The 22,736-nt window shown below is 44.2% G+C and carries 27 protein-coding genes; 20 read left to right on the top strand and 7 right to left on the bottom strand.

Annotated features, from left to right (window positions below; genetic code table 11):
- Window positions 1–226 precede the first annotated feature (226 nt).
- From R7P64_RS01610 to lafA, 9 genes are all read left to right on the top strand, one after another.
- Window positions 227–1,045, top strand: a complete 819-nt coding sequence (locus R7P64_RS01610; protein ID WP_005375039.1) for a FliM/FliN family flagellar motor switch protein — start codon at window positions 227–229, stop codon at window positions 1,043–1,045.
- Complete coding sequence (fliN, locus tag R7P64_RS01605) at window positions 1,042–1,413, top strand: flagellar motor switch protein FliN (RefSeq protein WP_005375038.1); 372 nt, start codon at window positions 1,042–1,044, stop codon at window positions 1,411–1,413. The genes R7P64_RS01610 and fliN overlap by 4 nt, the downstream gene beginning before the upstream one ends.
- Before the next feature lie 18 nt (window positions 1,414–1,431).
- Window positions 1,432–2,190: a flagellar type III secretion system pore protein FliP gene (gene fliP, locus R7P64_RS01600; protein ID WP_005375037.1), complete on the top strand. Its 759-nt coding sequence runs from the start codon at window positions 1,432–1,434 to the stop codon at window positions 2,188–2,190.
- A gap of 12 nt (window positions 2,191–2,202) precedes the next feature.
- Window positions 2,203–2,472 carry a flagellar biosynthesis protein FliQ gene (fliQ, locus tag R7P64_RS01595; RefSeq protein ID WP_005375036.1) on the top strand — a complete coding sequence of 90 codons (270 nt, stop codon included), beginning with the start codon at window positions 2,203–2,205 and terminating at the stop codon, window positions 2,470–2,472.
- Complete coding sequence (fliR, locus tag R7P64_RS01590; protein WP_005375027.1) at window positions 2,472–3,248, top strand: flagellar biosynthetic protein FliR; 777 nt, start codon at window positions 2,472–2,474, stop codon at window positions 3,246–3,248. Before fliQ ends, fliR begins: the two co-directional genes overlap by 1 nt.
- Complete coding sequence (flhB, locus tag R7P64_RS01585; RefSeq protein ID WP_005375025.1) at window positions 3,245–4,372, top strand: flagellar biosynthesis protein FlhB; 1,128 nt, start codon at window positions 3,245–3,247, stop codon at window positions 4,370–4,372. Before fliR ends, flhB begins: the two co-directional genes overlap by 4 nt.
- Before the next feature lie 31 nt (window positions 4,373–4,403).
- The gene (gene flhA, locus R7P64_RS01580; protein ID WP_005375024.1) at window positions 4,404–6,494 is read left to right on the top strand and encodes a flagellar biosynthesis protein FlhA; all 2,091 of its coding nucleotides are present in this window, start codon (window positions 4,404–4,406) and stop codon (window positions 6,492–6,494) included.
- A 19-nt stretch (window positions 6,495–6,513) separates the two neighbouring features.
- The gene (locus tag R7P64_RS01575; protein WP_005375023.1) at window positions 6,514–7,284 is read left to right on the top strand and encodes an EAL domain-containing protein; all 771 of its coding nucleotides are present in this window, start codon (window positions 6,514–6,516) and stop codon (window positions 7,282–7,284) included.
- Between the two features lie 301 nt (window positions 7,285–7,585).
- Entirely contained in the window at window positions 7,586–8,437 is an 852-nt protein-coding gene (gene lafA / locus R7P64_RS01570) for a lateral flagellin LafA (protein WP_005375019.1), read from the top strand.
- 70 nt (window positions 8,438–8,507) lie between these two features.
- Here lafA and R7P64_RS01565 read toward each other — a convergent pair whose 3' ends face one another.
- On the bottom strand, window positions 8,508–8,795 hold the full coding sequence (locus R7P64_RS01565) for a hypothetical protein (protein WP_005375016.1): 288 nt from the start codon (window positions 8,793–8,795) through the stop codon (window positions 8,508–8,510).
- A gap of 416 nt (window positions 8,796–9,211) precedes the next feature.
- On the opposite strand from R7P64_RS01565, the gene fliD reads away from it, so the two are divergent.
- The 9 genes from fliD (at window position 9,212) to R7P64_RS01520 (ending at window position 15,843) form a co-directional block, all read left to right on the top strand.
- Complete coding sequence (gene fliD / locus R7P64_RS01560; protein ID WP_213962318.1) at window positions 9,212–10,558, top strand: flagellar filament capping protein FliD; 1,347 nt, start codon at window positions 9,212–9,214, stop codon at window positions 10,556–10,558.
- 32 nt (window positions 10,559–10,590) lie between these two features.
- The gene (gene fliS / locus R7P64_RS01555; RefSeq protein ID WP_005375014.1) at window positions 10,591–10,977 is read left to right on the top strand and encodes a flagellar export chaperone FliS; all 387 of its coding nucleotides are present in this window, start codon (window positions 10,591–10,593) and stop codon (window positions 10,975–10,977) included.
- A complete protein-coding gene (locus R7P64_RS01550; protein ID WP_005375013.1) occupies window positions 10,961–11,281 on the top strand; it encodes a hypothetical protein in 321 nt (106 codons plus the stop codon). Before fliS ends, R7P64_RS01550 begins: the two co-directional genes overlap by 17 nt.
- Complete coding sequence (locus R7P64_RS01545; RefSeq protein WP_170889965.1) at window positions 11,278–12,351, top strand: flagellar hook-length control protein FliK; 1,074 nt, start codon at window positions 11,278–11,280, stop codon at window positions 12,349–12,351. The genes R7P64_RS01550 and R7P64_RS01545 overlap by 4 nt, the downstream gene beginning before the upstream one ends.
- Window positions 12,352–12,373: 22 nt before the next feature.
- Window positions 12,374–12,874 carry a flagellar basal body-associated protein FliL gene (gene fliL, locus R7P64_RS01540; RefSeq protein ID WP_005375011.1) on the top strand — a complete coding sequence of 167 codons (501 nt, stop codon included), beginning with the start codon at window positions 12,374–12,376 and terminating at the stop codon, window positions 12,872–12,874.
- A gap of 12 nt (window positions 12,875–12,886) precedes the next feature.
- Window positions 12,887–13,615, top strand: a complete 729-nt coding sequence (locus tag R7P64_RS01535) for a FliA/WhiG family RNA polymerase sigma factor (protein WP_005375008.1) — start codon at window positions 12,887–12,889, stop codon at window positions 13,613–13,615.
- Between the two features lie 10 nt (window positions 13,616–13,625).
- Window positions 13,626–14,483, top strand: a complete 858-nt coding sequence (gene motA / locus R7P64_RS01530) for a flagellar motor stator protein MotA (protein ID WP_005375006.1) — start codon at window positions 13,626–13,628, stop codon at window positions 14,481–14,483.
- Entirely contained in the window at window positions 14,483–15,478 is a 996-nt protein-coding gene (locus tag R7P64_RS01525; RefSeq protein WP_005375003.1) for a flagellar motor protein MotB, read from the top strand. The genes motA and R7P64_RS01525 overlap by 1 nt, the downstream gene beginning before the upstream one ends.
- A gap of 77 nt (window positions 15,479–15,555) precedes the next feature.
- On the top strand, window positions 15,556–15,843 hold the full coding sequence (locus R7P64_RS01520; RefSeq protein WP_005375002.1) for a hypothetical protein: 288 nt from the start codon (window positions 15,556–15,558) through the stop codon (window positions 15,841–15,843).
- Here R7P64_RS01520 and R7P64_RS01515 read toward each other — a convergent pair.
- From R7P64_RS01515 to R7P64_RS01500, 4 genes are all read right to left on the bottom strand, one after another.
- Window positions 15,840–16,058 (bottom strand): DUF6500 family protein, encoded by a 219-nt coding sequence (locus R7P64_RS01515; RefSeq protein WP_017634431.1) that lies wholly within the window; start codon window positions 16,056–16,058, stop codon window positions 15,840–15,842. The two genes, R7P64_RS01520 and R7P64_RS01515, sit on opposite strands and share 4 nt — an antisense overlap.
- Window positions 16,059–16,068: 10 nt before the next feature.
- Window positions 16,069–16,446: a PH domain-containing protein gene (locus R7P64_RS01510; protein WP_005386881.1), complete on the bottom strand. Its 378-nt coding sequence runs from the start codon at window positions 16,444–16,446 to the stop codon at window positions 16,069–16,071.
- Window positions 16,447–16,558: 112 nt separating this feature from the next.
- A complete protein-coding gene (locus R7P64_RS01505; protein ID WP_005374999.1) occupies window positions 16,559–16,774 on the bottom strand; it encodes a TIGR02450 family Trp-rich protein in 216 nt (71 codons plus the stop codon).
- A 138-nt stretch (window positions 16,775–16,912) separates the two neighbouring features.
- Window positions 16,913–17,386, bottom strand: coding sequence for an HPP family protein (locus R7P64_RS01500; protein ID WP_005374998.1), 474 nt, complete (start codon window positions 17,384–17,386; stop codon window positions 16,913–16,915).
- 98 nt (window positions 17,387–17,484) lie between these two features.
- Between R7P64_RS01500 and R7P64_RS01495 the strand changes: the two genes are divergently transcribed.
- Window positions 17,485–18,030, top strand: coding sequence for a TetR/AcrR family transcriptional regulator (locus R7P64_RS01495; RefSeq protein WP_054574902.1), 546 nt, complete (start codon window positions 17,485–17,487; stop codon window positions 18,028–18,030).
- An 84-nt stretch (window positions 18,031–18,114) separates the two neighbouring features.
- On the opposite strand, the gene R7P64_RS01490 is transcribed toward R7P64_RS01495, so the two are convergent.
- The gene (locus tag R7P64_RS01490) at window positions 18,115–20,538 is read right to left on the bottom strand and encodes a formate C-acetyltransferase/glycerol dehydratase family glycyl radical enzyme (protein WP_318123077.1); all 2,424 of its coding nucleotides are present in this window, start codon (window positions 20,536–20,538) and stop codon (window positions 18,115–18,117) included.
- A gap of 2 nt (window positions 20,539–20,540) precedes the next feature.
- Entirely contained in the window at window positions 20,541–21,482 is a 942-nt protein-coding gene (locus tag R7P64_RS01485; RefSeq protein ID WP_318118672.1) for a glycyl-radical enzyme activating protein, read from the bottom strand.
- Between the two features lie 258 nt (window positions 21,483–21,740).
- On the opposite strand from R7P64_RS01485, the gene R7P64_RS01480 reads away from it, so the two are divergent.
- Window positions 21,741–22,415: a fructose-6-phosphate aldolase gene (locus R7P64_RS01480; protein ID WP_222712110.1), complete on the top strand. Its 675-nt coding sequence runs from the start codon at window positions 21,741–21,743 to the stop codon at window positions 22,413–22,415.
- The last annotated feature ends 321 nt before the right edge of the window (window positions 22,416–22,736 follow it).

Raw genomic sequence — 22,736 nt, 5'->3', positions numbered from 1 at the left:
TAACAACTAAAACGCTCAACATTGTTATTTTATTTATTAAGCGATTTATAAAGAAAACTAACTCTTTTTAAATATCATTAAAAGATTATGACTATATGAACAAAGCAACATGTGAACTAAAGTCACAATCTTAGAGTTTGGAGCTAAAAGATCATTAAAATTTCTGTGTAGACTACACGCCATTAAGTTAAAACACTTTCGATTGTTAACGCACGGTAAAATATAAATGGAAAATAGAGTTAGCGAGCCTATTTCTGATAGTCAACTACTTGATGTAGAATTATTAGGCAAACCTATTCATATAATTCGTGAGAAGCTCGATAATTTAATTTCAGAATCTTGCTCAAACCTTACGACTGAATTACAAAATTGGCTCAGCACAGGAAAAGTGGAAGCTAGCTTAACCTCAGTAGACTTGCACCGCTTTACATCGGTTGAGATGGACAAAGAGCAAACGTCGACCTATCAACATCAGGAAGGCGGCATGGTATTCATCCATGGTAACCCTCACACGCTAATAAAGTTGGCTGATAGATTTTATGGTGCAAGTGCAGAGCGTTCAGCCGCTACTCTGACGGCCAGTGACTTACGTTTACAAGAGCGCATCAGTCGAATCATCATCGGTTGGCTTGCTCCTGGTGAAATGTGGGACACGGGTGAGTATGAGACCCCTAGAGGAATTGGCATTAACGTTCAATTAAACATTGCGTTTGACGATCATCAAGGCTCAATTCATCTCAAGCTAGATGGTCATCTTATTCAAACGCTGATCGAGCAGCTTGAACTGCAGCCTGATACCGATTTGTTTCAACCTTTCTGTCGTTCTTTAGAGACGACCCCCGTTCGACTGAACGTTGTTCTAAGTAAAAAGAAGATGCCTTTAAGTGATGTGGTTGGCTTACAACCCAACGATATTTTACCTATTGAGCTTCTTAACACGGTTCCAGTAAGCATTGGCAACCAATCTCTATTTACAGGTCGTATTGCCGAGCAAGACGGCCAACTTGTTTTGATCTTTAACCCTGATAAGGAACCGCAGCGATGAGCGAAGCGCTAGAAACTAATGCATTCGACGCAGAAGAACTGAACTTTGATGATTTTCAATTAGAAGACTTTGAAGCCGAAGATACGCTCCAACAAGAACCAGCCACTGCGGAACGTGACCTTAGCTTTTTCAAAAGCATTCCTGTCACAGTCACGCTGGAAGTTGCGAGTAAGGAGATCCCACTTGGGGACTTAATGAAAGCGGGTGAAGGCACGGTTATCGAGTTGGAAAAGCTCAATGGCGAGCCTTTAGACGTGAAAGTAAACGGTTCTCTTATGGGCCACGCTGAAGTTGTCGTTGTCAATGATAAGTATGGACTTCGTCTGATCGATGTACATGACTCTGCATTGAGTGGCGTTGGTCAATAATCTTAGGTAGGCATCACAATGAAAAATCTGAGCGCTTGGCACCGTTGGTTACCTCTTTTGGTATTGGTGTCACTTTTGTTTGCTTTCCCAACAATGGCGGCTGACAACGGCTTAACTATCTTGTCCGTTTCTGATGGCGACACACAACAAGAATACAGCGTTAAACTGCAAATTCTGTTGTTGATGACGGCGCTCAGTTTTCTTCCAGCATTTATTTTGATGGCGACGAGCTTTACTCGAATTGTCGTTGTCCTTGCGATTTTGCGCCAAGCTCTTGGTCTTCAACAAAGCCCACCTAACAGAGTGTTGGTCGGGATCGCTCTCGCATTGACGTTACTGATTATGCGCCCTGTCTGGAGCGATATTTATGAAAATGCGTTTCAGCCATACGACAACGGCGAAATCACGCTAATACAGGCTTTTTCTGTTGCAGAGAAACCAGTGAGAGAGTTCATGTTGGCACAGACGCACCAAAGCTCTCTTGAACAAATGTTACGTATTGCCAATGAGCCTCTCGACCAAAACGTTGAGGATATTTCATTTGCCGTTGTCTTGCCTGCATTTGTCATTAGTGAACTGAAAACCGCCTTCCAAATTGGTTTTATGCTTTTCATCCCGTTTTTGGTCATCGACTTGGTTGTCGCCAGTGTCCTGATGGCAATGGGTATGATGATGCTATCACCTTTGATTGTCTCACTTCCCTTTAAGTTGGTGGTATTTGTACTCGTGGATGGTTGGGCAATGACAGTTGGCACCTTATCTGCCAGCTTCGGTTAACTAGGAGCAGTTATGACCCCAGAACTAACCGTAACGTTATTTTCCGATGCAGTATGGCTGATCATTTTGATGGTTGCCGTATTGGTTGTTCCAGGCTTAATTGTCGGTTTGTGTATCGCCGTATTTCAGGCTGCCACACAAATCAACGAGCAAACACTCAGCTTTTTGCCACGTTTGCTCGTTACCTTATTAATGGTGATTTTTGCAGGTCACTGGATGCTCCGTAAGATCATGGAACTGTTTGATTTCTTGTTCCACAACATACCAGGGATGATTGGCTAATGGCCATCACATTTGCAGAGCTCTCGGCGATACTCGGTCAACTCTGGTGGCCGTTTTTTCGTGTGGGAGCCGTATTTATTTCAATGCCTTTCTTTGGTGATGCGATTATTCCTGTTTGGGTTCGTACTTTACTGGCCCTCTCGATCGTTGTCATTACTGGACCGTTAATGCCACCCATGCCACAAGTCGAGTTATTCTCTATGACTTCCCTGTTCCTTGCTTTTGAGCAAGCTATTTGGGGGGTAATGTTTGGGTTAATTTTGCACATGCTCTTTAACGTTTTCACCATGCTTGGTCAGGTGATTTCTCTGCAAATGGGCTTAGGTATGGCGATGATGAATGATCCTATTAACGGGCTTTCTGTCGCCATTTTGGGACGCATATTTCTGATTTTCTCAACCTTGTTGTTTCTTGCGCTAGAAGGACACTTACTCGTCATAGATATCGTGATTCAAAGCTTTGTTGTTTGGCCAGTCGGATCTGGTATCACATCGCTTTCTCTGCAAGGTGTTGTCAATATTTTCGGTTGGATGTTTGCCTCTTCACTCGCTTTGGCTTTGCCCGCTATTGTTTCCATGCTTCTAGCCAACATCAGTTTTGGTGTAATGAACCGAGCCGCACCATCACTTAATGTCTATGCGTTAGGTTTTCCTATGACGATGCTGCTGGGTCTATTCAGCGTATTAATCTCAGTTTCTGGTGTTCCTGGTCGCTACACGGCGCTCGTTCACGACACCATTAGACACTTGAGTAACTTTATGTTGGGGGGAGCATGAGCGATCAATCTTCTCAAGACAAAACTGAAAAAGCCTCACCGCAGAAGGTAAAGAAAGCCCGCCAGGAAGGACAAATTCCTCGCGCGAAAGAGTTTACTACTGCGGTTATATTTCTAGCGGTGGCGCTCTACTTTTACTCTCAGCTTAATAGTATTTGGGAAAGCATGTCGGGGATCTTTCGCTACAACATGATGCTGACGCGAGCCGACCTAGAAAATCCTAAACAACTTGTCGAGCAATTGGGACAAAGTTTAGCGGTCATCATCGACATGCTATTACCATTGTTTACCGTCATTATTATCGTGACCTGTGGTAGTAGCCTTGTGCTAGGCGGCTGGATGTTCCGTCCCGCGAACGTGATGCCAAAGCTCAGCAAAATTAATCCTTTGAGCGGGATAAAGCGCATTTTTTCGACCCGCTCAGTGGTTGAGCTCTTAAAGTCGACGTTCAAAGTAGCCGTGATCTTCGGCATCTTATATGGCTATTTAGACAACCACTTACAGCCATTACTTGGCATGCAAAACCTCCCACTCAGCCAAGGTTTTTCTCTAGTAATGTCAATTCTGTTTGAAGGCTTACTCTTAATGGGCTTTGCATTGTTGTTATTTGGGGTTATCGACATTCCTTATCAGCGTTGGGAACACCTAAAAGAACTCCGCATGACGAAACAAGAATTGAAAGAGGAATTTAAAAATAATGAAGGTCGTCCGGAAGTAAAACAACGTATTCGTCAAATACAGCAACAGTTTGCGCGCCGTAAGATCGATAAAATGGTGCCGACGGCTGACGTGATCATCACAAACCCAACGCACTACGCAGTCGCACTGAAATACGAGCCTTCGCTTTCTGACGCGCCCTTTGTCGTCGCAAAAGGCGTAGACGAAACCGCTATGCACATTCAACGTATCGCCCGAGAAAACAAAGTGGAAATCATTAACTCCCCGCCACTTACCCGTTCGATTTATCACACGACGGCGATTGAACAAGCAATCCCAAGCCAACTGTACATCGCAGTGGCACATATTCTTACTTACGTTTTGCAATTGAAAGCCTTTCGTAAAGGTGAGGGAAAAGAGCCAATTCCTTTACCTCATTTTTCGATTCCAAAACATTTGCAGCACTGATTAACCCGCGTTTATCCAAGGACACGAAAGTATGCTTAACCGGTTAAAACAACTTCAAACATCAACCAAAGGCTACGTTGGCATTCCAATCGTCTTGCTAATGATATTAGCAATGGTGATTCTTCCTTTGCCTCCTCTGCTACTGGATGCGCTGTTTACCTTTAATATCGTCTTAGCAATCCTAGTATTGCTGGTCAGCACAACCGCAAAGCGACCATTAGATTTCTCTGTTTTTCCAACTATTTTGCTGGTCGCAACATTATTACGTCTAACATTGAACGTGGCTTCTACGCGAATTGTACTCTTAGAAGGACATAATGGTGGTGACGCAGCGGGTAAGGTCATTCAAGCATTCGGTGAAGTCGTCATTGGCGGTAACTACGTCGTTGGTATGGTGGTGTTCGTCATCTTGATGATCATCAACTTCGTCGTAATCACCAAAGGTGGTGAACGTATTTCTGAGGTTTCAGCCCGCTTTACGTTGGATGCTTTACCAGGCAAACAAATGGCAATTGATGCCGACTTAAACGCTGGCCTTATCGATCAGGAAACGGCTCGCTTACGCCGTAAAGAAGTCGCCAACGAAGCCGATTTTCATGGTTCGATGGATGGTGCATCAAAGTTTGTGCGTGGCGATGCCATCGCAGGTTTGTTGATTCTGTTTATCAATATCATTGGTGGTATTAGTATTGGTGTCTTCGAGCATGGACTCGCTGCGTCTGACGCCTTTAAAACTTATGCCCTACTCACAATCGGTGATGGTCTAGTTGCTCAAATTCCTTCACTACTATTGGCAACGGCTGCCGCGATTATCGTTACGCGAATTAATGATAGCGATAATGGCATGTCGGAAACCATGCAAAAGCAATTACTGGCAACTCCTGCAACGCTATTTACTGTCGCAGGTATTATGGCGGTAATCGGTATGGTACCGGGTATGCCACACCTAGCCTTTTTTGCGTTTGCTGGCGCATTAGCGTTCGCAGGGTGGCGTCAAACCAAGAAGCCAGTGCAAGACTCCCAGATTGAAGAGGTCGAAGCACTTTCACAAGCAATGCAAGACGATGATACACCGCTGACATGGGATGATATTCCTCACGTCCAAACATTATCACTTGCGCTTGGTTACCGACTCGTCCATCTAGTCAACAAAGAACAAGGGGCTCCTTTATCACAACGTATCCGCGGTGTGCGTCGAAACCTTTCTGAACAAGTTGGCTTTTTATTACCTGAAGTTCGTATTCGTGACAACCTGAGCCTCAAGCCAAACCAATACACAATTTCTCTAAATGGCGAAGTCATTGAGCAAGGTTTTATTGAACCAGAGCGTTTAATGGCGATAGCGGTTGGCGAAACTTACGGTGAGGTAGATGGCATTTTGGGTAGCGATCCTGCTTATCAGTTGCCAGCTGTGTGGATTGAGCATCAAGATAAAGCAAAAGCACTTAATATGGGTTACCAAGTTGTCGACGATGGCACTGTTATAGCCACTCATATTAGTAAAATCATGAAGACAAACCTTGCAGAATTGTTTACGCACGACGATGTGGAAGCAATAACCCAGCGTTTGACACAACAAGCCCCGAAACTAGCAGAAGCATTAGCAGCAGCACTTAATCCAGCACAGCAGCTGAAAGTATATCGTCAGCTTTTATTGGACCAAGTGCCACTAAAAGATATTCGCACGATTGCCAACACAATGTTGGAATCCGCGGAAAATACAAAGGACCCGATCCTACTTGCATCTGATGTGCGCTGTGCACTAAAGCGTACGCTTGTTAACTTAATTGCAGGACAAAAGAACGAGTTAAATGTCTACGCACTGTCTGATGAGCTAGAACAAATGCTACTAACTTCACTGCAACAAGCACAATCTTCTGGTACGGTAACACTAGATAGCTTCCCAATTGAGCCAAACATTCTTGGTCAGTTCCAACAAAACTTGCCATTGATCAGACAACAGCTTAAGCAACAGGGGCTACCTCCGATCCTTCTCGTTATGCCACAGCTGCGCCCTCTTCTAGCGCGTTACGCTCGTACATTTACACAAGGGCTGGCAGTATTGTCTTACAACGAAATCCCAGAAAACAAACAAATCAATGTGGTAGGAAACCTTGGTTAATCTTATTTCAACACATGCGATGTACGAACATTTGGTTGGTCTCGCAGTACAACATATCGTCACGGATGACGATCAATTAGTCTTTGATGCTTTAAAACACAATGATGTCCAACACGCATGCCAAGCAATTAGGGAAGCTCAATCAGGGGAAGTAGAATTCCAACACCTGACGTTGAGATTTGGTATGCGTGGAGAACAAAGTGTCTATCAATTCAAACTCTCTGAACAAATGCAGTACTGCCTGGATTTGTTCAGTCTTTACCTTGCACTAAGACAAACACAATTTCAGTTAGAAGCCTTTCACCACGACTTGATTAGTAATGTTGTCGTGCCGATTCGCGTGGATGCATTACTGTGGGAGCCTGGGGTTTATTTTCTCGAACAGACGATTCAATTCCACTCTTCTGCTTTTCAACATGTGATTCCTTCTCTTCAAGCTGATGAAACGTTATGTGATCGTGATAAAGTCGCCACACTCACCAAAAAGTTAAAAGAGAATGCATATTCACTTTGGTTTGAAGTCGCGACATCGCAAGTGAACTTCGAGCGCGTCGCAGACTTTAGTCCCGATATGATCAAATTGTCAGTCACACTAGAGGATAAAGAAGAAAGACACGCTTTCCTACCTATTGCTAAGTTCTTAAGAAAGCATAAATATACTTGGGTTGCCGGACGTGTAGCGAGTCAAACGGAACTTAACCGTTATCGTTTATTGGGTGCCAGTTATTATTTTGGTTATTTCAGCGATATCCCAACCTCTCTCTCCTTTCAGTCTTTTGATGAGGAATAGTTGAAACTCAACCATTTATATTTAAAACAGCACGATTTATTCGTGCTGTTTTTTTATTTATAACGGATAACCACAAGATCATTGGGCAATAGTTTCTTTAACTTAACTAAAAAATTTAGGCTTATATGATGATTTTCCCGGTTTTCATGGAATACAAATCACTAAAAATCATCAATTTTTATCTTTTTTAGAAATTTTTTAATTTTCAAATTAATCATTAAAGCCGACCGACCGCCTCTAGTTAGTGACAAGGGAATATCCCGAGGCCTGAAAGATATAGTGACTAACTAAGGAGACTAAGATGGCTTTATCAATGCACACTAACTACGCTTCGCTTGTAACTCAAAACACAATGAACACAACAAGCGGACTTCTAAACACAGCAATGGAACGTCTAAGCACAGGCTACCGTGTGAACTCAGCTGCTGATGACGCTGCTGGTCTTCAAATTGCTAACCGTCTAGAAGCGCAAACACGCGGCATGTCAGTAGCAATGCGTAACGCACAAGACGGCATCTCTATGATGCAAACTGCTGAAGGTGCGATGGATGAAATGACAAACATCGTTTACCGTATGAACGACCTTGCTACACAATCGTTGAACGGTTCAAACAGTGCAACAGACCGTGCGTCTCTTAACAAAGAGTTCACACAGCTTACTGCAGAACTAAACAACATCGTAGACAACACTAAGTTCGGTGGTCAAAACCTTCTTAAAGGCGGCGGCTTCGGTGCAGGTGACGTAACATTCCAAATCGGTGCATCTTCTGCTGAAACATTGACTGTAAGCGCAAGCGCAGGTATCGGTGAAATCACTACTATTCTTGCTGATGCAGCAATTACAGATGGTATCGATGACGCGACTAAAGCAAAAGCAGCACTAGACAAAATCAGCGGCGCTGACGGTCTAGTAGAAAAAATTGGTAGCTCTCGTGCAGACTTCGGTGCGAACATCAACCGTCTTGAGCACACTATGGCTAACCTTGGTAACATGGTAGAAAACGTTACAGCATCTAAAGGTCGTATCATGGATACAGACTTTGCAGTAGAGTCTTCAAACATGACTAAGAACCAAATGTTGATGCAAGCAGGTACAACTGTTCTGTCTCAAACTAACCAGCTTCCAAGCATGGCAATGTCACTACTACGCTAATTACTTAGTTAATAGTGCGCTTAATTTAAATCGTCTTAATTATAAAGCCTTCCTATGGAAGGCTTTATTTTTATCTACGAATATAAATAGAGCTCGTATTATCTTTGTGAGATTCAGGCACTCTGAATCCGAATTTCAACATAATATTAAATAAAACCTTATTAAACAGTTCTAATTCTATCGTCTCTAATTTGCTTCCTATTTTACTATCTCTAAGTTCAGGAAAATTGAACTTAGCTTCCTTTAAGATACTAGCTATCTCATCAGAATTGATGCTCTGTTTACTTAATAGTTTTTTGTTAATGAACTCTTCATATGCACGAGCACATTTCATCAATCGCAACGCAAATTCATTCATAACTGACATTCTTTGAAACGTAAAAAATTTAATTTTTAGTGAGAACACTTGCACATCGCACTATCAAAAATAATATCAGAACGCAATTAATGCACTCTGTAAGAATTATCTGAATCAAGCTGAAGTAAAGGCTGAATATAACGTCTAATTAAAACATCTCTCCTAATTAGAACCGTCAATACAATTAAATATTTTCTTTGTTTAGGTCGCCTTTTCTTATAAGGAAATTACTTTTTCCATGGAGGAAGGCGGAACAAACAAGGTGGAAACACCACTTCCTCCCAAGAAAACAAAATAGCTTTAAACCTTTGTTTTAATTGAATTTAATATACGGCACGCATCTTGCCACTGATAATTAAACTAAGGCGTAGCATTCAAAGTATTCAAGCCAATAAGAGATGAGAGGAGCACACCTCATGAGTTCTTTAGACCCAGTAAAAATGGCAACCCAATTCGCACAATTGGACACAAACCCATTCAAAAACCGTTACCAAGCGCAAGCTAATGTGTACCAGTCACAACTGTCAGCTTTTAATAAAGTTGAAAGCGCACTACGTGATTTTCGTACTGCAATGAAAGAGATGAATAACAGCACAAACAGCATCATCAAAAACAGTGCGACACTCTCTCAAGAAGGTAACTTTACTGCAAACGCGGATGCTAAAGCGCTAACGGGTAACTATCAGATTTTTGTAGAAAAAGTGGCAACGGCGCATCAAGTATCTACAGGTATGCCTGCAGACCTTGAGGCAACGACAGAAGTACCAACAACTGGATCTTTAGAATTCACCATCAACGGTGAAACAATGACTCTAGACTTGTCCTCCGTTGATGTTAATGGTGACGGCACTGCAACGATCAGCGATTTAGCCAGTGCGATTAACAATCACACGGATAACCCTGGCGTTAACGCCACTCTAGTTCGCTCGAATGGTCAAACACACTTTATGCTATCGAGCACTGAAACTGGTGTCGAAAATAAGATCAACGTATCTGCATCGGGTACTGGCCAAGCGTGGTTTGAAGACGCCTTCACCAACCTCAAGCAAATCAACGCTCCGCAAGATGCGGTTATGTGGCTAGGTGCAAAAGACTCAGGCCTGAAACTAACCAACGCAAGTAATACTTTTGAAGGTGTCATCGACGGTGTTGACATTACCGTATCTAAACCGCAAGCCGCGGGAGATTCGCCAATCGGTTTAAAAATTGGAGCTGATAGCGAAGGCACTAAAGAACAACTAGATAAGTTTGTGGAAACCTACAATGCCCTTGTTTCGACTATCGATCAGTACACCCAAATTGGCGGTGAAGATCAGAAACGCGGCGTGCTCGCTAGCGACTCGACATTGCGTTCTATTGAGAGTCAGTTAACGGGGTTAATCCGAGGTGAACACAATGGTATGCGCCTAAGCGAAATCGGCGTGAGCCTAGACCGCAACGGTAAAATGAAAGTTGATCAAGAAAAGTTCAAAGAAGCTCAACAAACAAACAGCGCAGGCTTAGAGGCGTTGTTTAATGGGGATGACGCTTTGCTAGATTCTCTTGACGCGATGGTAGAGCCTTTCTTGAAGTTCTCATCAGGTACCTTCAGCACGCGTAAAGACGCAATACAGTCAAGCTTAGACCGAATCAAAGATAAACAAATCAATTTAGAGCGTAAGTACGAAATGTCGTACAACCGCTATCTCAAACAATTCACTCAAATGAATTCAATTATGACCCAAATGAACCAAACCATGTCCATGTTTAATGCTCAAAAATAAGACATTTGGTTCCAAATTTAGGAGAAATATTCATGCTTATGGATTCTGGTTACGATTCGTACCAACAAGTCGATCTCGACGCTCAAGCGGCAGCAGCAAATCCACACCAATTGGTCATCATGCTAATCGATGGCCTACTCGATGAAGTTGAACGTATTCGCGGCCACCTAGCCGCAAATCGTTTGGCCGAGAAAGGGAATGGAATCAACAAATGCATGAACATCTTGATTGGACTAACAAGTGCTTTAGATGATGAAAACGGCGGTGAAATTGCGGAAAACCTACGCCAGCTGTATGACTTCTGCCAAGTCGAACTTTATTACGCTAGCGTGCAAAACGATGCAAATCGCTTGGTTAACGTTGAGCGTGTAATGGGTAACATTCGTGAAGGTTGGATGAATTTTGGACAACAAGCATAAAGTATCGCCAGAGCGATTCCGTCATTTATCTCAGCTCATCCAGTTCGCCGCAAAAACGGCCGATTGGCATGCGCTCAAGCGGTACGACTTGCAGTTGCGAGAGCTTTTGATCAGTCACAAGCCTTTTTTGAAAGATCCTAAGCTTGCACCTGAAATCCAGCGAGCGAAAACAGTGCACGCTAATGCCTTCGCAGTATTAGAGAAGTCGACCAACGAGTTGAAAAAAGAGATGAACATGGTCAATGACCATCAAGAACGCGCTATGGCCTATCAATTAGCAATGACCATGGAGCTAACTCAATGATCATACCTTCTTCAACTCAGCACTCGGGTAATTCGCCAGCTAACAATGAGGGTCACATCAAGCAAGCGAACTCGGTACACGGCTTTTCTCATGGTTTTAAATCAGGGAACAAGCAGAATGGTGAGCAAGACTTTAACTCTGCGTCAGCGGTACCGAGTTTTCACCTTACGGCCTCTACTTTGAACAGCGCAAACAAAGTACAAAGTCATGGTTTTGATACTGATGACCGCTCAGCTTCAGATCCGGATGCCAACTTGACCAGTACACCAGGGTTAACAGAATCGACTGATCTTGCAGCGCAAGCTCAAGCTTTAACCCAGGGTATGATTACCATGGCAGAGAAGCAGGCTGAGAAACTAGGAAAAGCGTCATCTTTAATGACTGCGAGCGAAGTTAAGTCTGTTACTCAAGATTCGTCTAACGCTATGTTAAACACATCATCAAAACAAGATGTGAAGCAAAGTCTGCCGACTTCATCGAGTTCGCGTTTGCCTATCTCCGGTGCTGAGTTTCAAACTCTTTTGAATCAACCTGTTCAAGGGCAACCAACCGCATCTCTACTTCAAGCACAAGCTCCTACAACACAATCTGCACATTCACCGGTTGCGACGAGTCATGTTCAAGCTCAAGGCTCTGAGTGGGCAGCGGTGCGTGTTGATACCACTGCCGGAAAGTGGGGGGAGCAAATGATGCAAGTATTACATGATCGCGTGACGCTCCAAGCTCAACAAAATGTACAAGAAGCAAAAATCCGCCTAGACCCACCAGACTTAGGGAAATTGGATTTACTTGTACGTGTTGAAGGTGACCGATTGAGTGTCCACATCAACGCCAATGCCGCAGCAACACGAGAAGCTTTAATGCAAGTTTCGGAACGATTGCGTACTGAGTTACAAGAGCAAAACTTCGTTCATGTCGATGTCAATGTTGGCTCTGATCAAAACCAAGGTCGAAATGACCCACATGCAAACGAAGAAGACGCCAATATTTTCGCCGCACGAGAATCTGGTGCATTCCAAACCACGACAACAACTAACTATTCAGAACACTGGCTAAGCACTCAAGCTTAGTAAATCTTCGAGGAAAAAGGTTATGACCAAACAACAAATGATCGCCCTGTTTATCGCCATGATCATCACCAGTGCCCTCGTTTCGGCCGTCACAATTATGGGCGGAATCTGGTACTTAAACAAACACGCTCAAGAGTCACCTGACTCTGGTTCACTGATCGAAGACTCTCCACTGTCTTTTTTGGTCACAGAACAACCGACAAGTAAAGGTCCTAGCTTCCATCCTTTGGACAAAGTCGTTTTGACCGTTAAAGGCAAGAAACAGACTCACTTTGTGATGCTAGAACTGGCAATTGAGACACGCCGTCCAGAGCGTATCAAAGAGATCGATGAATACATGCCTATGGTACAAAACTCTCTATTAAAACTGTTTAGCGACAAAACGTTTGATCAGTTACAGCAAGCGGGTGCCATCGATATTCTGCAAGACGAAGTGAAGCAAACGCTTCTACTCGCTTTTGCTAAAACAGACATCGTCCGAGAAATCGACGATGTTTTGTTGACTAAATATGTTGTGCAATAACGGAGCACAACCATGTTAGACATGAATGTACAAGACACTTACACCACAGAAGAGGAAGTGACAACACCGTCACGACCAATTGATGAAAACGCATTGCTACAACGTCATCAGGTCATGGTAAAACGCGTAGTTAACCAGCTGCGCGTTCATGCCACTTCTCACTGTAGTATTGAAGATATGCAGCAGATAGGCCTTATCGCTCTAGTCGAGGCTGGACGCCGATATGGCGATGTTGACGATCCTCACTTTCCTGCTTTCGCCGTTTGTCGAGTTCGGGGAGCTATTTTAGACGAATTACGCCGACTAGATTGGCGTTCACGTAAGACTCGTCAACAAGCCCACGAGCTCAACGACGTGACTCGAGATCTCACTCGAACGTTAGGTCGAATGCCAACGGATGCCGAAATCATCCAGGCTTTAGGGACGAATGAGCAAGATTATTACAACCGTCAAAATGCCGCTCTCGCAGGCGAGATGCAAAGCCTTGATCAACTGATGGAGAGCAGCGGTGATAGCTACATTGGCGGACAATACGATGGCATGGAACATGAACATATTCGTCGTAGTTTAGACAGTGCTTTGGGTAAGTTACCTAAGCGTGATCAACTGCTCCTGACTCTGTTCTATCAACATGAACTCAACTTACACGAAATAGCTCTGGTATTGGATCTGACACCACCTCGTATATGTCAGCTTCACAAACAAGCGCTGAAACAACTCAACCAATTAATGTCCTCTTAGGAGTCACAAGATGCAAAAGTTTTTTGGAGTGCTCACTATCCTGGTGTGCGTCTTCGGTGGATATATGTGGGCCGGTGGTAGCTTAGGTGCTATCTGGCAGCCAGCCGAATTCCTTATCATTATTGGCGCCGCTGCTGGTTCTCTGATCATCGGTAATCCGCCTCATGTACTGAAAGAAATGCGTCGCCAAGTGCCAGCGACCATTAAAGGTCCAACAGAAGAGCATGAGTACTACATGGAATTAATGGCACTACTCAACAACTTGCTAGAGACAGCGAGAAACCGCGGATACAAGTTTCTGGATTCTCATATTGAGGCTCCGGAGCAAAGCTCTATGTTCCTCGCTTACCCGACGATCGCAGAAGATCATCGCCTAATTTCTTTCATTACTGACAATTTACGTTTAATGGCAATGGGACAGATGTCGCCTCATGAATTAGAGGGACTGCTAGAGCAAGAAATCGAAGCAATACAGAACGAAATGCTTTTACCTTCACGCTCACTACAGCGTACAGCAGAAGCACTACCTGGCTTCGGTATTCTTGCAGCAGTTGGTGGCATCATTATCACCATGCAAGCTATTGATGGCTCAATCGCTATGATTGGTTATCACGTTGCGGCAGCTCTCGTTGGTACATTCATTGGTATTTTCGGTTGTTACTGTGGCTTAGATCCACTAAGTAACGCCATGGCTCAGCGAGTAAAACGTAATATGACTGCTTTTGAGTGCGTTCGTGCAACCTTGGTTGCCTACGTAGCGAAAAAGCCGACATTGCTCGCCATTGACGCTGGTCGTAAACATATTCAGCTAGACATCAAACCAACATTCAACCAAATGGAGAAGTGGTTAGCTGAACAGGAGGGATAATGCAAAAACAAGAGCATGTAGTGTTCAAACGTGCCAAAGTATACAGCCATGATGAGTCGTCTCATGGCGGCGCGTGGAAAGTCGCGTTTGCTGACTTCATGATCGCCCTAATGGCGCTGTTTCTTGTACTTTGGGTTATGCAGGTGGTAGACAAAGAAGAGCGTAAAGCGATTGTTGCCCACTTGCATAGTTCAAGCGTATTCGACAAGAGTTACGGCAACCCATTTGATACGTCACAAAGTATTTCTCCTATCGACTTGGCACAGGACTCTTCTGTGCCAAGTAAACACAACTCCAACCATGTAGTAAGCTCTTACTTTAAAGGTGATGGGGATGGACCAGAAATTGATTCTTTGATTCCTGGTAACTTCGATACTCAAGAGCAACTTGCCGCACTAGCGAAAGTAATTGAGCAAATGACTGCCCAAATTAATGCGCAGGGAAATGTAAACGTCACGGTGACACCACAAGGTTTGCGTATCGTCCTTCAAGATGATTACAAACAGCATATGTTCAGCCGTGGTGGTGCAGAACTTACTCCTTTTTTTGAAGATTTACTGCTCGCACTAGCACCTGTATTTCATCGTGTTAACAACCCTCTGATCATCAGCGGACACACAGATGCAATTCCATTTAAAAAGCGTTTTGGTCGTCAATCTAACTGGGCGTTATCAGCCTCTCGAGCAGACGTAGCAAGAAATACGTTAGTTGAAGGCGGTATGCCGGATGATAGAGTAATGCAGGTAACGGGTATGTCAGATAGAGCGCTGCTTAATCCTGATGAGCCAGATTCTAGCGAAAACCGTCGTATTGAGCTGTTTGTTTTAACGACTCCTGCCGCTAAAGTGCTTGAGACCCTTTTTGGCAACCACCAAGAAAGTGAACTGCAAAAAGCGAAAGATAAGGCTGAATTCAACCAACCAGTCATTCGTCAAGAAGTCATCAATTACTCCGGCGATACCGCCACCAGCGAAGTAAAAATTCAAGAATTATAATCTTAAAAGGTCACCACTCTGATGGTGACCTCTCTAACCAAAGCCTCTGTTACTGTGACTTTTTAGTTGAGTTCTATATGCACATAACATCATCCGAAAAAAGAAAAAGCGACTTACTGAAGAAAGCCTTTTTATGGCTCATTGTCTTCGATTACCTTTTATTGGCGTTTTTCTTAACTCAGCTATCAAGTATGACACTAAACAGTGGAACCATGATCAGCTTGTTACTTGTTGTTTATAACGTCTTACTTGTTTCGCTATGTTTTCAACGAACCAACAAGCAGGACTCTTACATTATCTACCCTGTTTTGTCCGCAACGTTATTAGCATTTGTCTGCTTTCTTTACTTCTTTTTTTTAATTTAGCTCCCCGACTCGACCATTGATTTTATTTTTACTGCTTTTTCGAAGTGGTCGAGCTGATGAGTCTGAATCCACCACGTAGCCGCTTCCATCAACAGCTCTGGGTCGTCATTTTTATTAGCGAAAAACGCATAAAATGAGAGACCAACCAATTCACCTTTACTCGCGATCTTTTTGTCACAGACCTCTATAATTTTGTCTCTCAGCGAAGCTCTCATTTCTAATCCCTTAACCTAGTACATACTCACTAACCATACGGTTGAAAGAAATCAAATCAAACGAGCCTTTAATTTCAAAACGCACTCTTCCCACCTCACTCATGAAGAACTCGATTTCACAATCCAAATCAAAAGTACCAGAGGTCTCGATAGAAAATGCATTGATCTTACTGTAAGGCAAAGAAGTGTAATCCACTTTTGAGCCGGTAATCCCTTGCACATTTGCCGCTATCACTCGCTTGTTCGTAAACACCACTTGGTCACGAACTGTTTTAAAAGCAGCGAAAATAGTCTCACCATCAATCAAGAACTTAAGGAAGTCTTCTCTGGCATTAGAAACGTCAATCGGCTTAAGCTTAAATACAGAGGAATTGTCGAAATCAATCATAATTAATCCTTTGAGTGGGCGTTAGAACGAATTATCAACGTATCAGATAGCACCACTTTTGCCTACTCGCAACGCACGTTTCTGCTTGATTCGCCCAACAACGAAGCGTCACTCACTTCCACCCTTGCATCCATTGCTCAGAGTCTTTTAGGTCTTGCCAGTTCATCTCTCGGTCGCGTTTACTCATGACTGCCTCGATGACACATCTCACAACGTTACCATCTTCATCTAGTTCCATTTCTGTCACGACAAAATGCTTCTCTTTGTTTTTAGGTGAAATTGCCGTCCATTTACTGTGCAATAGTTTCTTAGGGTGGATTCTGTTCATCGCATTGTACCAATTTAACTACCATGTTGATGTATACGACTGAATACCAAGAGAGAATCAGATTTTGTTTTTGCAAACCGACAAAAGATAAAACCGCAAAAGAGATCACTCCCTTTCGCGGCTCTAACTACAATCCGACTAGGTCTTCTGACCATTCAGTCGAGGGTTTAAGTACTGACTTTGGAGCAACTGTAGCCCTTTACCGACCAGAACAATCACTACCGCGCCAATCAGGACAGGCGTGAAGAGAAAACTCCATCCCTGCCCAGACGCCATGATCAAAATTGGATTTGCCCCCGCAGGTGGATGAGTGGTCTTCGTAATCAACATCGCAGACACACCTAGCCCCGTCGCAATCGCGAGCGTGACCGGCGTGACGTCAACATACTGGCTAAACGCAATACCGATAGATGCCGTGATGAAGTGACCAATGATCACGTTTTTTGGTTGAGCGAGAGGGCTGCTAGGCACCCCAAACACCAGTACTGCGGTAGCACCAAATGGTGCCATCAGGAGTACAACCTCCGTCAGTGATACCTCAGCGTAGGACAATACGCCAATAGCCAACGTAGCGCCAAGCCCGGCAACCAACGATAAAATTAAATTATTCATAAACACCTCAAAGTAGACCGAATTGTCTACAAAATAAAATAGACAAATCTGTCTACCTTTGTCAATATGTGTTTATGGAACTTTTTGAGGACATAGTTATGAACAAAAAGAAACAGTTATTGATCGACACAGCTTTGTCACTGTTTTACAAACAAGGCATCAACTCTATTGGCATCAATGAAGTCCTCAATGTTTCTGGCGTGGCTAAACGCACGCTATATAACCATTTTGAGAGCAAAGAAGCGCTTATCATCGCCGCATTAGAACAACGCCACCAAGTATTTATGGAATGGTTGGAGGAAAAGCTTTCTTCAGCACAAACGTGCGCGGAAGTGATCGATCAGTTATTTACAGCACTCAACGGCTGGTTTCATGGCTCTGAAGAAAAGTTGGGCGAGTTTCGCGGTTGCTTTTTCATCAATACGTCCGCGGAATTCAGTGACGACAGTGGCGAGATCGCAACGTATTGCCGCTACCATAAGCAGCAAGTCAGAGAGCTAATTCAACGCTATCTCAAATCAGACAACGCTTCATTACTCGATGCCATTTGCATCATGAAAGAGGGCGCGATCACTACCGCTTACATGACGAAAGAATACGACAACGTCACGAAGAAATGCGTGACCATTTTGCACAAGCTGTAATGCGGTCAGGTATAGTCATTCGCGAATTAAGTATTCAAACCAAAGGCACCTATCGGTGCCTTTTGTTTTACTTAGTGAGTGTACTTACAACTCGTGCTCGGTACGTGCGATGATGTCGTCTTGCGCGTCTGGTGATAGCGCGGTGAAAAACGCTGAGTAGCCTGCAACTCGCACGACAAGATCACGATATTGTTCAGGGTTCTTCTTCGCAGCCAGCAAGGTCTCACGAGAAACGATGTTGTACTGCACGTGCCAACCTTTGTGGTGGTTGAAGAAGGTACGAATCAACATAGAAAGCTTGAGCTTATCCCCTTCAGACTCAACCGCTGCTGGGCTTAACTTCTGGTTAAGCAGCACGCCACCAAGGATCTTATTCGCTTGGATCTTACCGACCGAGTTGTACACTGCCGTTGGGCCTAAACGGTCTGAGCCAGATGACGGGCTTGCACCTTCTGCCAATGGCGTTTTCGCTTTACGACCATCTGGCGTTGCCATGGTTGAAGCACCGAATGGGACGTTTGCCGAGATACTTGATGTACCTGCGTGGTAACCGCCGCCAATTGGACCACGCCCATGACGCGTATTAACGAACTGCTCTAGCTCATCAATGTACACTTGGTAAGCGTCTGCCAGTAGTTGGTCTACTGCATCATCATCGTTACCGTATTTTGGTGCAAAGTTGATAAGACGTTGGCGAAGCTGTTCGTTCTCCATGCCGTCGAAATCTTCAGCCAATGCTTTTGCAAGCTCTGGTTGGGTGATTTGCGCATCATCGAAAACAAGATGTTTGATTGCTGCTAGGCTGTTACCCAAGTTCGCGATACCGACTTGCAAGCCAGATACCCAATCGTATTTCGCGCCACCTTCTTTCACGGTTTTACCGCGAGCCAAACAGTCATCCACCAGCGTTGAACAGAAGATGTCTTGAGCTTGCTGTTCAAGTACGCTGTCGACTACCGTATCAATCTCAATCGATTTACGGGTGTAGTAGCGGATTTGCTCTGCCCAAGAAGCCGTCACTTGCTCAAAGCTCTCAAAGTTGCCTTTTGCTAATGACTTATCGTGCGGCAAGAAAGCTTTACCCGTTGTTGCATCCACACCTTCGTTCAATGAAGCGAGCAGGATACGAGCGAAGTTAATGAAGCTCATACCCGTACAACGGTAACCCCATTTGCCCGGAACCGCCGTCTCGATACAACCGATAGATGCGTAGTTGTACGCGTCTTCTTTCTCTACGCCAAGCTTGATGAATTCAGGAATAACAATCTCATCGTTGTTGAACGCTGGCATACCGAAGCCACATTTAATCACTTCGATACAACCCATTAAGAACTCTTGGTTCAAACCTTCGTGGTAGCGCACACTCAAGTTAGGTTGCGTCGAACGTAACTGACCGCAAGATTCCAGAATCGCCCAAGAAAGTGGATTCACTGCGTCTTCAGGCTCACCCTTTTCATTCAACTTCTGACCGCCGATACACACGTTTTGGTACAGCGGAGAACCTGCCGATGCTTTTGAGTGCGCGCCAGAGCGAATCTTGTTTACTTCAAGCAGCTTCAACCAGCAGCTTTGTAAAAGCTCTAGTGCAAAGTCTTTTTCAATCGCGCCGTTTTCGATATCGCGAACATAAAATTCGTTTAGGAATTGGTCCATACGACCGAAAGAAACCGAGTGACCATTCGATTCGATTTGTAGCATCAACTGAACGAAGTAGCTCAATTGCAGTGCTTGCCAGAAGTTTTCTGGTGCGTGGCTCGCGACATGACGACAGTTTGCCGCAATGCTTTCTAACTCAGCTTTGCGCAGCGGGCGTGTCTCTTCTAACGCCATTTTTGCCGCCAATTCAGAGTAGCTCACCATGTGGTCTTGAATGGCAAGCAGTACAATTTCGACCGATTTGTAGAACTGCTCTTTCTTCAAGCCTTCAAAGGTCGAAACATCATTGTTAGCACGGTGCTGACGAACATCCTCTAGCAAGCCGTTCATGCCTAGCTTCAAGATTTTCTCGTTATCCACGGCAAGGTGCGCGTCACCCGAAGTCATGTTGCCTTCAGCTTTAATGATGGTGCTGGCTAAGATTTCTTGCTGCTCATCAGTGAACAAGCCATAACAACGGTCTTGAACGGTTTTACCGCGCCAATACGGCGTGATGCTGTGGATGCTTTGCTTATCTTCTTCAGTAACAGCAAAGCCTGCACCTGGGCGATCGGCTAGCTCATCAATTTCCGCTTCAATCCAACGTACAGTGTATTCTGGGAAAATAGGCGCAGCGCGCACTTTGCTCGCTTGGTTACCGACGATCAATTCATCGTGTTTAATCCAAATCGTACGAGTGCGTAAGTGCTCTTGCAGTGCTAGCGCACGTTGGACAATTACAGGTTTGTCTTCGTTTGCTTGATAAGCACGAGTGTATGCCTCTGCACGCTCGGTACAGACAGGTGGCGTTACGATATTTACCAGTGCCGATTTGTGCGCTTTGATACGCTCAGGAAGGTAATTCAGGTCCATAGTTAACCTCTTACAATCACGTTAAGTTGGGTGTTTTCGCTTGCGTATTGCATGGCGCTTTCTAGCAGTTCTGGTTTGTTTAATGGCTTGTCAGAACACTCGTAAGGCATATCGAGCAAACGGTATTTATTGATGCCGAGCGTGTGGTACGGCAGCAAGTGAAGTTCTTGGCAGCTTTCTAGTGAAGCCGCAAAATCGATGATGTCTTTCAACTCTTCGATGGTGTCATTGAACCCTGGCACAACGGGAACACGAATCACAATGCGTTTTGCGATAGGTGCCAGTTTTCGGAAATTGTCTTTGATGCGTTTTAGTGAACCTTTCGCCCAACTAAGAAACTTTTCTTCGTCGGTGTGTTTTAAATCCGCCAACCAGCAATCGATATGTGGCGCGGCTTTTTCAACGTTCTTCCACGGCACATGCATGCACGATTCAATAGCGGTAGAGACTTGGTTGTCATGCAGACGCTGTGCGAGTTCTGCTACCAAATCTGCTTGCATGAGTGGCTCACCACCAGAGAAGGTCACGCCACCTTGGCTTTGGTCGTAGAAAGGTTTGTCTTTCATTAAGGTGTCGAACAGCATGTCTGATTTCGCCTCTTCACCGCAGACGGTCAGTGCTTGCGTAGGACAGACGTTTCGCAGCGCGATCAGTTGGTCTTCTTTGATGGCTTTGCGATTGATGATGATCTGGTTGTCGATGCGTTGAATACCATCGCTCACCGTTTCACTACCCGCAGTAGATTGAGCTATAGCTTGATAAGCAGAAACGCACAGCTGGCAACCTTCCATACAGCTTCGCTGATCAAACAGCAGTGAATGCTTTTCGCTGCGGCTTTCTGGGTTTTGACACCAAGGGCAAGACAAGCTGCATCCTTTAAGAAAAAGAATGGAACGAATGCCATCGCCATCATGGGTAGAGAATCGTTGAATATTGAAATACATCTCTGCTTGCCTCTTGGTCTGTGCTACCGCTTTTACTTAATTCGTTTCTTTTTGTGCTGGTTAAGTCTTATGAACGGCTTTTCTTTGTTCGAACTGAAAGCTTCATTTGAGCATTTACAAGTTTCACTTAGCTTTCATTTAATGAAATTATTATAGTTTCAAATGAAATTTCAATTGATCAAAATCAAGATCTCGTTCGATTGTCAGATCTATAGTGATCCCATCATCAAAACGAAGATTTTGTTTAAGGTAGAAACCATGATTGAACTTTATTTAGATACTGCTGATGTGGCAGAAGTAAAACGCTTTAACCAGTGCCTACCGCTAAAAGGCGTGACGACAAACCCAAGCATTTTGGCGAAGTCAAAACAGGGACTGAATGAAACCCTAGCAGGCATGCAAGAAGCACTTGGCGGTACACCTCGCTTTCACGCTCAAGTCGTGAGTTCAACCGTCGAAGGCATGGTGGCAGAAGCGCGCCAACTGAATGAATTGCCTTACGATATGGTGGTAAAAGTGCCAGCCACAGAAACAGGCTTAGCTGCAATTAAGCTAATGAAAAAAGAGGGAATTCAGGTTCTTGCCACCGCTATCTATTCAGCTCAACAAGGTTTCCTTGCAGCACTGTGCGGTGCAGACTATCTAGCACCTTACGTAAACCGCATTGATGCGATGAACGGCAACGGTGTTGAAGTGGTCGCAGATCTTCAATTGTTGCTCGATCAAAACCAACTACCAGCGAAGATTTTGGCAGCCAGTTTCAAGAACACTCAACAAGCGATGGAGGTGATGAAACTGGGCATCGAAGCGATTACTCTACCAACTGATGTGGCGGCACAAATGTTCGCTCACCCAGCAGTAAAACCGGCGGTTGAACAGTTCGATAAAGACTGGAAAGAGATGTTCGGCGAGAAACTTTCATTTGAAAGCTAATTAAAAGTAGCAGCTAGATGTCTTAGTTAGGGTCTATTGAACTTTCATGGTTAAATTTTGTTCGAGATAAAAGCGTTTTAATCGCGGCGAGAGGTTTGCCGCCTAGTCATTCTAAGCAATTACCTCTCAACAAAGAGTAAAACGCTTTTAGCCGAACCCTTCGGGCAGCGTTTGTGGTTCATTTCTACTTCATTACCGGCTTATCAGTTACACCAACTACATTTCAAATGTCTCTGCCTCATATAAATTACCCACAAACAGCTGCAAAAATCAGCTTGAAAGCTCAATAGACCCTATTAATAAAGGGAATCTTAACTCACC

The organism is Vibrio sp. 2304, from assembly GCF_033339475.1.
In the GTDB taxonomy this organism is placed as follows: domain Bacteria; phylum Pseudomonadota; class Gammaproteobacteria; order Enterobacterales; family Vibrionaceae; genus Vibrio; species Vibrio alginolyticus.
Note: the sequence above shows the minus strand (reverse complement) of the source record. Positions and strands in the feature narration are given on the sequence as shown.

Excerpts from the sequence above, each read along its gene's own strand:
- R7P64_RS01610 (WP_005375039.1), top strand. The coding sequence starts at position 227 with ATGGAAAATAGAGTTAGCGAGCCTATTTCTGATAGTCAACTACTTGAT.
- fliN (WP_005375038.1), top strand. The coding sequence starts at position 1,042 with ATGAGCGAAGCGCTAGAAACTAATGCATTCGACGCAGAAGAACTGAAC.
- fliP (WP_005375037.1), top strand. The coding sequence starts at position 1,432 with ATGAAAAATCTGAGCGCTTGGCACCGTTGGTTACCTCTTTTGGTATTG.
- fliQ (WP_005375036.1), top strand. The coding sequence starts at position 2,203 with ATGACCCCAGAACTAACCGTAACGTTATTTTCCGATGCAGTATGGCTG.
- fliR (WP_005375027.1), top strand. The coding sequence starts at position 2,472 with ATGGCCATCACATTTGCAGAGCTCTCGGCGATACTCGGTCAACTCTGG.
- flhB (WP_005375025.1), top strand. The coding sequence starts at position 3,245 with ATGAGCGATCAATCTTCTCAAGACAAAACTGAAAAAGCCTCACCGCAG.
- flhA (WP_005375024.1), top strand. The coding sequence starts at position 4,404 with ATGCTTAACCGGTTAAAACAACTTCAAACATCAACCAAAGGCTACGTT.
- R7P64_RS01575 (WP_005375023.1), top strand. The coding sequence starts at position 6,514 with ATGTACGAACATTTGGTTGGTCTCGCAGTACAACATATCGTCACGGAT.
- lafA (WP_005375019.1), top strand. The coding sequence starts at position 7,586 with ATGGCTTTATCAATGCACACTAACTACGCTTCGCTTGTAACTCAAAAC.
- R7P64_RS01565 (WP_005375016.1), bottom strand. The coding sequence starts at position 8,795 with ATGAATGAATTTGCGTTGCGATTGATGAAATGTGCTCGTGCATATGAA.
- fliD (WP_213962318.1), top strand. The coding sequence starts at position 9,212 with ATGAGTTCTTTAGACCCAGTAAAAATGGCAACCCAATTCGCACAATTG.
- fliS (WP_005375014.1), top strand. The coding sequence starts at position 10,591 with ATGCTTATGGATTCTGGTTACGATTCGTACCAACAAGTCGATCTCGAC.
- R7P64_RS01545 (WP_170889965.1), top strand. The coding sequence starts at position 11,278 with ATGATCATACCTTCTTCAACTCAGCACTCGGGTAATTCGCCAGCTAAC.
- fliL (WP_005375011.1), top strand. The coding sequence starts at position 12,374 with ATGACCAAACAACAAATGATCGCCCTGTTTATCGCCATGATCATCACC.
- R7P64_RS01535 (WP_005375008.1), top strand. The coding sequence starts at position 12,887 with ATGTTAGACATGAATGTACAAGACACTTACACCACAGAAGAGGAAGTG.
- motA (WP_005375006.1), top strand. The coding sequence starts at position 13,626 with ATGCAAAAGTTTTTTGGAGTGCTCACTATCCTGGTGTGCGTCTTCGGT.
- R7P64_RS01525 (WP_005375003.1), top strand. The coding sequence starts at position 14,483 with ATGCAAAAACAAGAGCATGTAGTGTTCAAACGTGCCAAAGTATACAGC.
- R7P64_RS01520 (WP_005375002.1), top strand. The coding sequence starts at position 15,556 with ATGCACATAACATCATCCGAAAAAAGAAAAAGCGACTTACTGAAGAAA.
- R7P64_RS01515 (WP_017634431.1), bottom strand. The coding sequence starts at position 16,058 with ATGAGAGCTTCGCTGAGAGACAAAATTATAGAGGTCTGTGACAAAAAG.
- R7P64_RS01510 (WP_005386881.1), bottom strand. The coding sequence starts at position 16,446 with ATGATTGATTTCGACAATTCCTCTGTATTTAAGCTTAAGCCGATTGAC.
- R7P64_RS01505 (WP_005374999.1), bottom strand. The coding sequence starts at position 16,774 with ATGAACAGAATCCACCCTAAGAAACTATTGCACAGTAAATGGACGGCA.
- R7P64_RS01500 (WP_005374998.1), bottom strand. The coding sequence starts at position 17,386 with ATGAATAATTTAATTTTATCGTTGGTTGCCGGGCTTGGCGCTACGTTG.
- R7P64_RS01495 (WP_054574902.1), top strand. The coding sequence starts at position 17,485 with ATGAACAAAAAGAAACAGTTATTGATCGACACAGCTTTGTCACTGTTT.
- R7P64_RS01490 (WP_318123077.1), bottom strand. The coding sequence starts at position 20,538 with ATGGACCTGAATTACCTTCCTGAGCGTATCAAAGCGCACAAATCGGCA.
- R7P64_RS01485 (WP_318118672.1), bottom strand. The coding sequence starts at position 21,482 with ATGTATTTCAATATTCAACGATTCTCTACCCATGATGGCGATGGCATT.
- R7P64_RS01480 (WP_222712110.1), top strand. The coding sequence starts at position 21,741 with ATGATTGAACTTTATTTAGATACTGCTGATGTGGCAGAAGTAAAACGC.